Origin of the sequence: Umezawaea sp. NPDC059074 (assembly GCF_042738955.1) — a bacterium.
Taxonomy (GTDB): domain Bacteria; phylum Actinomycetota; class Actinomycetes; order Mycobacteriales; family Pseudonocardiaceae; genus Umezawaea.
Genome location: NZ_JBHYHC010000033.1, coordinates 1 through 12,386 on the forward strand (window position 1 = coordinate 1; position 12,386 = coordinate 12,386).

9 protein-coding genes are annotated in these 12,386 nt (G+C 70.5%); 5 read left to right on the forward strand and 4 right to left on the reverse strand.

Features of this window, described 5'->3' with window-relative positions; all coding sequences use genetic code 11:
• Positions 1-177 precede the first annotated feature (177 nt).
• From secA2 to ACFWW9_RS17270, 3 genes are all read right to left on the reverse strand, one after another.
• Positions 178-2,499 (reverse strand): accessory Sec system translocase SecA2, encoded by a 2,322-nt coding sequence (gene secA2 / locus ACFWW9_RS17260; protein WP_390378029.1) that lies wholly within the window; start codon positions 2,497-2,499, stop codon positions 178-180.
• Between the two features lie 83 nt (positions 2,500-2,582).
• Positions 2,583-3,887, reverse strand: a complete 1,305-nt coding sequence (locus tag ACFWW9_RS17265) for an MFS transporter (RefSeq protein ID WP_390378032.1) — start codon at positions 3,885-3,887, stop codon at positions 2,583-2,585.
• 13 nt (positions 3,888-3,900) lie between these two features.
• Positions 3,901-6,900 (reverse strand): carboxyl transferase domain-containing protein, encoded by a 3,000-nt coding sequence (locus ACFWW9_RS17270; protein ID WP_390378035.1) that lies wholly within the window; start codon positions 6,898-6,900, stop codon positions 3,901-3,903.
• Positions 6,901-7,053: 153 nt separating this feature from the next.
• Between ACFWW9_RS17270 and ACFWW9_RS17275 the strand changes: the two genes are divergently transcribed.
• The 3 genes from ACFWW9_RS17275 to ACFWW9_RS17285 all read left to right on the forward strand — a co-directional run bounded on the left by ACFWW9_RS17275 (position 7,054) and on the right by ACFWW9_RS17285 (position 9,715).
• On the forward strand, positions 7,054-7,845 hold the full coding sequence (locus tag ACFWW9_RS17275) for a sporulation protein (protein ID WP_390378038.1): 792 nt from the start codon (positions 7,054-7,056) through the stop codon (positions 7,843-7,845).
• Positions 7,846-7,958: 113 nt separating this feature from the next.
• Positions 7,959-8,231: a GlsB/YeaQ/YmgE family stress response membrane protein gene (locus ACFWW9_RS17280; protein ID WP_390378041.1), complete on the forward strand. Its 273-nt coding sequence runs from the start codon at positions 7,959-7,961 to the stop codon at positions 8,229-8,231.
• Between the two features lie 227 nt (positions 8,232-8,458).
• Positions 8,459-9,715 (forward strand): nitrous oxide reductase family maturation protein NosD, encoded by a 1,257-nt coding sequence (locus tag ACFWW9_RS17285; protein ID WP_390378044.1) that lies wholly within the window; start codon positions 8,459-8,461, stop codon positions 9,713-9,715.
• A gap of 3 nt (positions 9,716-9,718) precedes the next feature.
• Here ACFWW9_RS17285 and ACFWW9_RS17290 read toward each other — a convergent pair whose 3' ends face one another.
• A complete protein-coding gene (locus tag ACFWW9_RS17290) occupies positions 9,719-10,345 on the reverse strand; it encodes a TetR/AcrR family transcriptional regulator (RefSeq protein ID WP_390378047.1) in 627 nt (208 codons plus the stop codon).
• Between the two features lie 102 nt (positions 10,346-10,447).
• Between ACFWW9_RS17290 and ACFWW9_RS17295 the strand changes: the two genes are divergently transcribed.
• Both ACFWW9_RS17295 and ACFWW9_RS17300 read left to right on the forward strand, forming a co-directional pair.
• A complete protein-coding gene (locus tag ACFWW9_RS17295) occupies positions 10,448-11,593 on the forward strand; it encodes an acyl-CoA dehydrogenase family protein (RefSeq protein WP_390378050.1) in 1,146 nt (381 codons plus the stop codon).
• Positions 11,594-11,620: 27 nt separating this feature from the next.
• Positions 11,621-12,382, forward strand: a complete 762-nt coding sequence (locus tag ACFWW9_RS17300; RefSeq protein ID WP_390378052.1) for an SDR family NAD(P)-dependent oxidoreductase — start codon at positions 11,621-11,623, stop codon at positions 12,380-12,382.
• The last annotated feature ends 4 nt before the right edge of the window (positions 12,383-12,386 follow it).

Consider the following 12,386-nt stretch of genomic DNA (forward strand, 5'->3'; position numbering starts at 1 on the left):
CGGCCACAGCACGCTGGAACTGGCGTCGCCTGCTGACTGAGCTGGAAGCCGCAGCCGCCGGGGAAGAATCCAAGCCGAAGACGATCCACGCACAAAGACAAAGATAATTTGAAAAGACAAAGAAAAAGCAGCGCCTGCCACCCCGAAGGACGACAGGCGCTGCCCAAGCGGCGTCGACTACCGCCGTTTCACCATCTTCACCAGACCCTTGAACGTCTCCTCCAGCCCCGACGAGAACGGGTTGTCGTGGACCAGGTACGTCCACGTCGTGTTCGGGCGCTTCACGCCCGCCGCCGCCAACTCCGCCCCCTCCGGCCCGATCTTCGCCTCGGCGAACGTCTCCTCCGCCGCTTCCCACGAGTCCGGCACGATCCGGTTGAACGTCGGGATCGCCTCGCGGTGGAACTCGTCCAGCGGGTTCTGCCGGGCCAGCGCCCGCAGGTGGATGCCTTCGCGCAGGTCCGTCAGGAACGTCAGGTGTTCGCTCCACCGCTGGTCCAGGTGGTACAGCGTGATCAACCTGGCCGCCGAGACCAGGACTTCCTCGGGGACGTCCTCCTTCAGCTCCGCCGCCCTCTCGGGGGCGCGCTTCGCCAGTTCGTCCCACGCCGCGTCGGTCGTCAGGACGCGGTCGCGGTGGGCGACCAGGAGTTCCCGCTGGTGTTCGACCAGCTTGTTGTACCGCCACGTGTTCCGGTGGATCTCCAGGTGCACGCCCTCGGCGACCCGCTGCGCGTGTTCGACCGTGTGCAGCGTCCCGGCGTCGGTGATCCGGCCGTCGTCGTCCACCTCGGCGGGCTCGTCGTGGTCCGGCGCGAACTGCGTCACGACCTCGTCCTGCAACGAGCTGAAGAACACCGAGCCGCCGGGGTCGCCCTGACGCCCCGCGCGGCCGCGCAGCTGGTCGTCCAGGCGGCTCGACGTGTGGCGTCCGGAGCCCACGACGTAGAGCCCTCCGAGTTCCACGATCCGGTCGTGGTCCTCGCCGTCGTGGCCGCCCAGGCGGATGTCCGTTCCCCGCCCGGCCATCTGCGTCGACACGGTGATCCGCTCGAACGACCCCGCGTCGGCGATGATCGTCGCCTCTTCGGCGTCGTTCTTGGCGTTCAGCACGACCGGCTCCAGGCCCGCCGCGCGCAGCTTCGTCGACAGCCGCTCGGACTCGGCCACGTCCAGCGTGCCGACCAGGATCGGGCGGCCGGTCTCGTGGACGGCCGCGATCTCCTTGACGAGCGCGGCCTCCTTCAGCTCCAGCGTCGTGTACAGCCGGGGCTTCTCGTCGTCCCGCACGCACTCCTGGTTCGACGGGATGACCAGGACTTCCAGGTTGTAGAACGTCCGCAGCTGCTCGGCCACGGCCACCGCGGTACCCGTCATGCCGCACACCGTCGGGTAGCGGTTCAGCAGCGCCTGGACGGTGATCGAGTCCAGCACCTCGCCGGAGTCGGTCGCCGCGACGGACTCCTTCGCCTCCACGGCGGCCTGCAAGCCGTCGGGCCAGCGCTGCAACCGGGCGATCCGGCCGCGGGTGTCGTTGATCAGGTGGACCTTGCCGTCGCGCACGATGTAGTCGATGTCGCGGTGCAGCAGGACGTGCGCGTGCAGCGCCACGTTGACCTTCGACAGCGTCGTCTGCACGTGCTCGTCGGAGTACAGGTCGATGCCGCCCAACGCGCGTTCGACGGCCTCCGAGCCCGCGCCCGTCAGGTAGACGTTGCGCTCCTCGTCGTCGACCTCGAAGTGCAGGTCCTTGCGCAGCCGCCGCACCAGGTCGGCGATCACCGGGTCGGCGGCCTCGTTGGCGGTGGAGCCCGCCAGCACGAGCGGCACGCGGGCCTCGTCCACGAGCACCGAGTCGGCCTCGTCGACCAGCACCACGCGGGGCTCCGGGACGATCCGGTCGGCCTCGTCGACGGCCAGCCGGTCGCGCAGGACGTCGAAGCCGATCTCGCTGACCGCCGCGTACGTCACCTCGGCCTCGTAGGCCGCCCGGCGCTCGTCCGGCTTGGAGCTCTGGCTCAGCCACCCGACGGACACGCCGAGCATCTTGTACAGCGGACCCATCCACTCGGCGTCGCGCTGGGCGAGGTAGTCGTTGACCGAGGCCACGTGGACCTGGCCGCCGCTCAGCGCGAACCCGGCCGCCGCGATGGCGCCGGACAGCGTCTTGCCCTCACCCGTGGCCATCTCGACGACGTGACCCTCCAGGAGCCCGAGGGCGCCGAGGATCTGCACGTCGAAGGGGCGCAGGCCGAGCGCGCGGTCGGCCGCCTCTCTGGCCAGCGCGCACACCTCGACCAGCTCGTCCTTGCCGAAGGGCGCTTTGCCGCGCAGCTCCGTCGCCGCCTCGGTGAGCTCCTCGTCGGTGAGCGCGCCGACGCGCTCCTCGTGGGTGTTCACGGCGGTCAGCAGGGTCCGGTAGGGCGTGAGGTCGGCCGAGCCGGGGCGTTGTGCGAACCGACGCATCCGCTGCTTCAGCCGTGCCATGAGTGTGGTCACGGTGCCGAAACGTACGGCACGCGAGTTGCGTTCCCGGTGTGGTGGTGGCGCCGGAGCACGAGGACGCCACCACCAGCCCTGGGTCAGGCGGTGCCGACGTCCTTCAAACGGTACGCCGCCCCGAGCGTGATCAGGCTCATGACCACCAGGTACGCCGACACCGACGCCGACGTCCCGGTGCTCGCGAGCAGCGCCGCCATGACGAACGGGGTGCCTCCGCTGACCAGGATCGACGCCAGCTGGTACGCCAGCGAAGCACCCGAATAGCGCACCTCGGGGGTGAACAGCTCGGCGAGGAACGCGGCGATCGGGCCGTACACCAGACCGGACGCGCAGCTGTTGACGGTGATCGCCAGCAGGATCAGCCACAGCGAGCCGGTGTCGACCAGCCAGAAGTACGGGAACGCCCACAGCAGCATCACGGTCGCGCCCGCGAGGATCATCGGCCGCCTGCCGACCCGGTCCGACAGCGCGCCCGCGCCGATGATCACCGGGATGCTGATCAGGCCCGCGAGCATGCTGACGATCAGCACGTCGTTGCGGTTGATCCCGAGCGTCCGGGTGGCGTAGTCGAGCAGGCCCGCGATGCTCACGTAGTAGGTGGCGTTGCTGGCGAACATCAGGCCCGCGCCGAGCAGGATCGCCCGCCGGTGCGTGCGCAGCACCTGCCGCAACGGGGCCTTGGCGACCGCGTCCGGGTTCTCCGCCCGCCGCGCGGCGAGTTCCCGGAACACCGGGCTGTCCTCGACCTTCAGCTGCACGTAGAGCACGACCGGGAACAGCAGCGCGCTCGCCAGGAACGGCACCCGCCAGCCCCACGACAGGAAGTCGGCCGCCGAGAGCGTGCCGCCGACGACCAGGAACATTACGTTGCCGAGGATGATCCCGATCGGCACGCCGATCTGCCCGAACGTGCCCGCGAAGCCGCGCTTGCCCGCCCGCGCGGACTCGGTGAGCAGCAGCACGACGCCGCCCCACTGGCCGCCGACCGCGATGCCCTGGAGGAAGCGGAGCACGACCAGCAGCACCGGCGCGGCCACGCCGACGGCCGCCGTGGTGGGCAGGACGCCGATCAGGAACGTGGCCGCCGCCATCAGCAGCAGGCACGCCACCACCGCGGGCTTGCGCCCGAACCGGTCGCCGACGTGCCCGAACACCAGGCCGCCGATGGGCCGGGCCACGAAACCGGCCCAGAACGTGCTGAAGGACAGGAGTAACGCGATCAGCGGCGAGGCGTTCGGGAAGAACACCTTCGGGAACACGAGCGCCGCGGCGGTCGCGAAGACGAAGAAGTCGTACCACTCGATGCTGCTGCCCACGAGGCCCGCGGCCATCAGCTTGCGCAGCGACCTCTGTTCGGACCGGCTGGGGACTTGCAGGGTGTCCACGCGGTTGTCTCCTTCACCAGGTGTCGATGAACGGCCTTCGGTGACCGGCGGGCGGGGCGCCGGGGTCGGGGGTGAGGGACGCGGCGATCCAGCGCCGGGTGTCGGCGGGGTCGACCACGTCGTCGATCTCGAAGGCGGCGGCGAGGTTCAGCGCCTTGCCGTGCTCGTAGGAGGCGGCGACCATCCGGTCGAACGCGGCCTGCCGCTCGGCGGGGTCGGCGATGGCGTCGAGTTCGCGGCGGAACCCCAACCGCACGGCGCCTTCCAGGCCCATCGGGCCGAACTCGCCGCTGGGCCAGGAGATCGCGAACCGCGGTACGGCCAGGCTGCCGCCCGCCATCGCCTGCGCGCCGAGCCCGTAGGCCTTGCGCAGCACCACGAGCCCGAACGGCACGGAGAGGTTCGCGGCGACGACAACCATCCGGCTCAGGTGCCGCACGGTGGCCGTGCGCTCGGCGTCGGGCCCGACCATGAACCCCGGTGTGTCGCACAGGGACAGCACCGGCAGGGCGAACGCGTCGCACAGCTGGAGGAACCGCGCGGCCTTGTCCGCCGCGTCGGCGTCGATCGCGCCGCCGAGGTGCGCCGGGTCGTTGGCGATCAGCCCGATCGGCCTGCCCTCCACGCGGATCAGCGCGGTGACGATCCCGCGGCCGAACGCCCGGCGCAGTTCCAGCACGGAACCGGTGTCCGCCAGGGTGTCGACGACCGCGCGGACGTCGTAGGCGCGCAACCGGTTCTCCGGCACGGCGTGCCGCAGCGCCCGCTGGTCCGGGCACGTCCAGTCGGCCACCGGTCCGGCGAAGTACGACAGGTACTTCTTCGCCACCGCGACGGCTTCCGCCTCGTCGGCCACGGCGACGTCCACGACCCCGTTGGGCACCTGGACGTCCATCGGGCCGATGTCCTCCGGCCGGAACACCCCGAGCCCGCCGCCCTCGACCATCGCCGGGCCGCCCATGCCGATGTTCGCGTCCGCCGTCGCGATGATCACGTCGCACGTGCCGAGCAGCACCGCGTTGCCCGCGAAGCACCGCCCGGACACGATCCCCACCAACGGCACCGAGCCGCTGAGCTTGGCCATGGCGTGGAACGAGCCGGTGTCCAGGCCGCTGACCATCCCGTGGTCGGTGTCGCCCGGCCGCCCGCCACCGCCTTCGGCGAACAGCACCACGGGCAGCGTCCGCTGTTCGGCCAGCGCGAGCATCCGGTCGAGCTTGGCGTGGTTGCGCACGCCCTGCGTGCCGGCCAGAACCGTGTAGTCGTAGGACATCACCACGGTCTGGCGGCCGTCGACCGCGCCGATCCCGGCCACCAGCCCGTCGGCGGGCGTGCGGTCGACCAGTTCTGCCAACGACCTCCGCTGCCGCTGGGCCGCCAGCGCCAGCCCGCCGTACTCCACGAAGCTGTCCACGTCGCACAGGTCGGCGACGTTCTCGCGGGCCGTCCTGCGGCCGGTCGCGTGCCGCTTCGCCTCGGCGTCCGGGCGGCGGAAGTCGTGGCGCGCCAGCACTTCCGCGAGATCGGGCCGCACGGCGTCCAGGTCGACCGGCTCGTCGGGAACGGCGTCGGCGACCGTGCCGGACTCGGCAAGGGGAGCGCCCTCGGCCACCGCGTCACCGACCCGCACCAGCACCCGCCCGGACCCGGTGGGCACGACGTGCTGCATCTTCATCGCCTCGACCACGACCGCGCCGGGGTCGATGGCCACGACCGTCCCGGCGACGGGGGAGCGCGGGCCGTCCTGCGTGGTGGTCGTCAGCTCGTCGAGGAACCCGGTGTGCGCGTCGGTGAGGTCGAGGTCCAGCAGGGTGCGCAGGAACGGCAGGTTCGTCGGCACGCCGTCCACCCGGAACTCGGCCAGCGCGCGGCGGGCCTTGCGCAGCGCGGTGTCCAGGTCGTCCGCGTGCACGACGAGCTTCGCCAGCAGCGCGTCGAACCGGTCGCTCGCCCGGTACCCGCCGAACGCGTGGGTGTCGACCCGCACGCCCGGCCCGGTCGCGGGCTGGAACGCGGTCACCGTCCCCGCCGCCCCGAGGGTGATCCGCGCCTGCACCGCGCAGCCGCGTTCCCGGTGGGACAGGTCCGGCTCCTCGCCCGCCGCGACCTGGAGCTGCACGCGCACGAGGTCGATGCCGGTGACCTCCTCGGTCACCGTGTGCTCGACCTGGAGCCGCGGGTTGGCCTCCAGGAACACGAACCCGCCGTCGGGGGTCACCAGGAACTCGACCGTCCCGACACCCCGGTACGCCACGGCCTCCGCGATCCGCGCCGCCGCGTCGTGCAGCGCCTTGCGCAGGTCGGGCGCGAGCCGGGGCGCGGGAGCGATCTCCACGACCTTCTGGTGGCCGCTCTGGAGGCTGCAGTCCCGGTCGCCGAGCACGGTCGTGCCGACGATCTGCACCTCGACGTGCCGCGCGGGCGTGAGCAGCCGTTCCAGGAAGACGTCCCCGCTGCCGAACGCGGCCTCGGCCTCGGCGCGGCACCGGTCCAGCGCGGCGGCCAGGTCCTCGGCCCGGTGGACCTCCCGCATCCCCTTGCCGCCGCCCCCGGCGACGGCCTTGACCATGACCGGGCCGTGCGCGGCGAAGAACTCCCGAGCCCTCGTGAGGTCGTTCGTCCCCTCGACCACCGGGATGCCCAGCCCGACGGCCAGGTCCCGCGCGCGGCCCTTGTCGCCCAGCAGCTCCAGCACGTCCGGGCTCGGCCCGACGAACACCAGCCCGGCGGCGGCGCACGCCCGCGCGAAGGCCGCGTTCTCGGAGAGGAACCCGTAACCGGGGTGCACGGTGTCGCAGCCGTGGTCGAGAGCCGCGCGGACGAGCTGGTCGATGTCGAGGTAGGGGGCCGGACCCTCGCCGTCGAGCCGGACCGCCGTGTCGGCCAGCCGGACGTGCAGCGCGTCCGCCTCGTCGGCCGAGTGCACCGCGACGGTGCGAAGTCCCAGGTCGGCGGCGGTGCGCAGGACGCGGACCGCGATCTCCCCCCGGTTGGCCACGAGCAGTGCGGGCACGGAGACCTCCTGAGCGACCGCTTAGTATGTGATCGGTCCACCATCGTGGCAGTGGTCGCCGTTCCGCGTCTAGGTGGAACCAAAGGCCCCTGCCGGGCGTCAATGGGACACTTCACCCAATCGTGAACCCCCATTCCGCCCCAGGAGGTCCCCGTGGTGTTCAAGAGGATGTTGCGCGCGTTCGGAGTAGGCGGGCCCACGGTCGACACCGTGCTCACCAACCCGAACACGCGTCCCGGCGAGCTGCTGACGGGGGAGGTGCGCATCGCCGGGGGTGACCACCCTGCCGACATCGACCACGTCGCGCTCTCGCTGGTCACCAGAGTCGAGTTCGAGGGCAGCGACAGCGAGACCGTCCGCAACGTCGACTACGGCAAGGTCTACGTCGCCCAGCACATCACCGTCGCGCCCGGCCAGCACATGGCGATCCCGTTCCAGTACCAGGTGCCGCTCGAGTCGCCGATCAACGTCGTCGCAGGCCAGCAGCTCCACGGCATGACCCTCGGCCTGCGCACCGAGCTGGCCGTCCGCGGCGCCATCGACCCCGGCGACCTCGACCCGGTGGCCGTGCACCCGATCCAGTCGCAGGAGCGCGTCCTCGCCGCGTTCCTCCAGCTCGGCTTCCGCTTCACCCGCGCGGACAACGAGGCGGGGCGGCTGCACGGCGTCCCGCAGCAGCTCCAGTTCTACCAGGAGATCGAGTTCGTGCCGCCGCACCAGTTCATCTCCAAGATCAGCCAGGTGGAGCTGACGTTCGTCGCCGACCCGCACAGCCTGTGGGTCATCCTGGAGGCCGACCGCCGCGGCGGGATGTTCCGCGCGGGCGGCGACAGCTTCGGCCACTTCCACCTGTCCCACCACGAGGCCGTGAACGCCGACTGGGCCGGGATCATCCACAACTGGATGGACCAGACCGCGGGCCGTCGCGGCGTGTTCGGTCACTGAAGTGGGCGAATAAACCCGCTGTTCACGGCGCGAAAGCCCAGTTCGGTGGGATGATGATCGCCGGAGTCCCCGACACCGGGACCGGGCACTCCACCAACCCCGCAGGAGGAATCGTGGGCATCGGCAGCATCATCGGCGCTGTGGTCATCGGCTTGATCATCGGCCTGCTCGGCAAGCTGGTGGCGCCGGGCAAGCAGGCCATTCCGCTGTGGCTGACCATCGTGGTCGGGATCGTGGCGGCGTTCCTCGGGACGTACATCGCCCGGCTCCTCGGGGTCGAGGACACGCGGGGCATCGACTGGATCGAACTGATCGTGCAGATCGCCATCGCGGCGGTCGGGGTGACGTTGGTGGCAGGCGTGTACGGCAAGCGCGGCGTCCACTAGGACAGCAGTTCGAGCACAACGCCCGTCGACTCCTCGGAGTCGGCGGGCGTTGTGCTGTGCCGCAGGAATGCGGAAAGGAATTCCCCGGCTGTAACGCCGTCATCGGCACGTCGATAAACCGGAGACCCTGCGCGTCGACCATGCGGCGAGCAGGCCGAAAAGACCTTCGGGAATGCGCAAAGAACTACTCCATTGCGCGCTTGCGGGTCGAGAAATGGACGTGCTCGATGAATTCTCCGCATCTTGCCTCGACGACCGGGACTCGACCGGTCCGGCGATTAGACACCGCCCGCCGTCGCGCGACCGTCCTGGTGGCGGCCGCCTCCCTCCTGGCGGGCCCGATGACCGGGCAGGCGCTCGCCGCCCCGCCGCCCTCGGCCCAGTGCGGCGACGTCGTCACCACCGACATCAAGCTCACCGCCGACCTCCAGTGCTCCGGCCCCGGTCTCGTCGTCAAGGCGGGCGGGATCGTCCTGAACCTCAACGGCCACAGCATCACCGGGTCCGGGACCGCCACCGGGATCTCCGTGATCGGCCAGGCGAACGTCCGCGTTCGGAACGGCACGCTCTCGCGCTTCGGCCGCGGGGTGTTCCTCGCGACGTCGGTCGACGGCGAACTGCTCAACGTGACCCTCGCCGACAACACCACCGACAACGTCCAGACCGTGGACAACAGCACCAACCTCAAGCTGACCAACTGCAAGATCCGCCGCGGCAGGGTTCAGATAAACACGTCGTCCGGGCTGACCGTCGCCAACACCGAATTCTCCGGGGTCGGTCTCGAACTCGTGTCCTCCAGCCGGTCGCCGGTCATTTCCGGCTCCACCTTCACCGACAGCTCCGTGACCTACTCGACGAACGCGAACAACGGCTCGCTGACGAGGAGCACCTTCACCAGGTCGGGGATCAGCCTGCGCGAGGCGGACGACCTGACGGTGTCCGGCAACGTCTTCACCCAGGGGTACATCAGGGTGCTGAACGCCTGCCGCAACACCACGATCGCCGACAACCGCTTCAGCAACGGCGACCGCGCGGTCTTCGTCCAGCAGCCCGCCTCGTCCACCAACCTCCGGATCACCGGCAACAAGTTCACCAGGAACCAGATCGGCGTGGACGCGTCCGACACGTTCACCGGCCTGGAGGACGGGATCACGATCTCGGAGAACACGTTCACCGAGAACGCGGTCGCCGGGATCCTCCTCGAGTCCACGGTGAACCAGAGCCCCTACTGGGTGCGGATCGAGGGGAACACCCTGCGGTCCAACGGCCAGACGTCCGGCGGGAGGGTCGACTCCGCGGGCCGCCCGGTCAACGACGGGATCCACGTGACCGTCCCGGCGGGCGCTCCGGTGGAGATCACCGGCAACATCACCAGGACCAACGCCGACTACGGCATCGAGGCGGTTCCGGGCTCCGTGACGGACGGCGGCGGGAACACCTCCGTCGGCAACCCCTCCGGCTGCCTCGGCGTCACCTGCGCCTAGCGCTCAGCCCAGCGGGCGCAGCATCCGCAGCACCAGATCGGCGTAGAGGCCGCCGATCTCCCCCGGCGTCCGCTTCCCGTCCGGCCGGTACCACCGGGCCACGTCGATGCACAGCGACAGCACCGCCAGCGCCGCGCCGTTCTGGTCGGGCACCTGGAAGGCGCCGGACCTCACGCCGTCCTCGACGATGACCCGCACGTGGGTCTCGATCTTGCGGCGCAGCTCCGCCACGACGGCGTGGTGCTCCGGGGACAGCGCGCCCAGTTCGTACTGGACGACCCGTGCCGTGGTCCGGAACTCCGCGTGCCAGCTGGCGAACGCGGCGACCGTGGCGGCCATCCGGTCGGCGGGGTCGGGGTCCTGCACCGCGGTCAGCAGCTTCAGCGAGCGCTCGTGGCCGATCTTGCTGATCTGGAAGAGGAGGTCCTCCTTGGAGCGGTAGTGGATGTAGACGGCCGCCGGGCTCATGCCCGCGCGGGCGGCGATGTCCCTCGTCGTGGTGGCGTGGTAGCCCTTGTCGGCGAACGCCTGCGCCGCCGCGATGAGCATCCTGCGGGCCGCGTCCGGGGTGATGGCGTCGTGCCAGGACTGGTCGAGCAGGGCGAACTCGGCCTCACCCAGGCTGGTCATGTGTCCTCCGGACGTGTTGACAGAGGGGCGATCGTATAGCAATCTAAGCGCACGCTTAGCTCTAAGCAACCGCTTAGTATGTTCGTTTTCGGGGAGGCACTCGTGCAGCGGACGCTGTTCGACGCGGATCACCACGCTTTTCGGGAGTCGGCGCGCGAGTTCGTGGACCGCACGCTGCGGCCGAACTACGAGAAGTACGTCGAGCAGCGGTTCATCGACCGCGACGCGTGGCTCGAGGCCGGTCGGCAGGGGCTGCTGGGGCTCGAGGTGCCGGAGGAGTACGGCGGCAGCGGGGCGAACGACTACCGGTTCAACACCGTGTTCGGCGAGGAGCTGTGCAAGCTCAGCGCCGGTGTCGCCTCGTGCATCGGCATCCACGGCGACGTGGTCGCGCCCTACCTCGTCGACCTGGGCACCGAGGAGCAGAAGCAGCGGTGGCTGCCGCGGTTCTGCTCCGGGGAGATGACCACCGGGATCGGCATGACCGAACCGTCCGGCGGGTCGGACCTGGCCGCGCTGAAGAGCGTCGCCGTCCGCGACGGGTCCGACTGGATCCTCAACGGCTCCAAGACGTTCATCACCAACGGGTACTCGGCCGACATGATCGTCGTCGCCGCGCGCACCTCGCCGGAGAAGGGGGCGAAGGGCATCACGCTGTTCGCCGTCGAGACCGGGATGAAGGGGTTCGAGCGCGGGCGCAAGCTGGACAAGGTCGGGCAGCCGGAGTCGGACACGGCGGAGCTGTTCTTCTCGGACGTGCGGCTGCCCGCCGAGCAGGTCATCGGCGAGGTCGACCGCGGGTTCGTCTACATGATGGAGCGCCTGCCCCAGGAGCGGATCGGCGGCGCGATCTCGAACCTGGCGCACGCCGCGCAGATCCTCCTGGAGACGATCGAGTACACCAAGGAGCGCAAGGCGTTCGGCCAGTCCATCGGGTCGTTCCAGGCCAACAAGTTCCTGCTCGCCGAGCTGGTCACCAAGGTCGACGTGACGCAGGCGTACCTGGACCAGTGCACGCTGGCGCACACCCGCGGCGAGCTGACCGCCGTGGACGCGGCGAAGGCGAAGTACTGGAGCGCGGACGTGCAGAACGAGGTGCTCGACGCGTGCGTGCAGCTGCACGGCGGCTACGGGTACATGACCGAGTACCGGGTCGCGCGGGCGTGGATGGACGCTCGGGTCACGAAGATCTGGGCGGGGTCCAACGAGATCATGAAGGAACTCATCGGCCGCGACCTCGGTCTGTGACCACTCACCCGGAAAGGCTTTGCTGACATGGGAATCCTCGACAAGTTCCGCCTCGACGGCCAGGTCGCCATCGTCACCGGCGCGTCCTCCGGGCTCGGTGTCGCGTTCGCCAAGGCCCTCGCCGAGGCGGGCGCGGACGTCGTGCTCGCGGCTCGTCGCGCGGAGCGCCTCAAGGACACCGCGCAGCTCGTCGAGGACGCCGGTCGGCGGGCGCTGATCGTGCAGGCCGACGTGGCGCTGCCCGAGGACTGCCGTCGGGTCGCCGAGGAGGCCGCCGCGTTCGGGCCGGTCTCGATCCTGGTCAACAACGCCGGTGTCGGCACGGCCGTGCCCGCGTCGCGCGAGACGCCGGAGCAGTTCCGCGGCGTCATCGACGTGAACCTCAACGGCGCGTACTGGATGGCGCAGGCGGCAGCGGCGGCGATGGCGGGCGGCGGTTCCATCATCAACATCTCCAGCGTGCTGGGCCTGATGTCCGGTGGCCTGCCGCAGGCCGCGTACTCCTCGTCGAAGGCCGCGCTGCTCGGCCTCACGCGGGACCTGGCGGCGCAGTGGAGCTCCCGCAAGGGGATCCGCGTCAACGCCATCGCGCCCGGCTACTTCGAGAGCGAGATGACCGACACCTACCCGGACGGCTACCTGGAGGCGCACCTGAAGAGGGCGCCCATGGGCCGCGTCGGCGACGCCGAGGAACTGGCCGCTGCCGTGGTCTTCCTCGCGTCCGCCGCGGGCGGCTACGTCACCGGGGCCACGCTCGTGGTCGACGGCGGCCTGTCGATCGCGGGCTGACCGA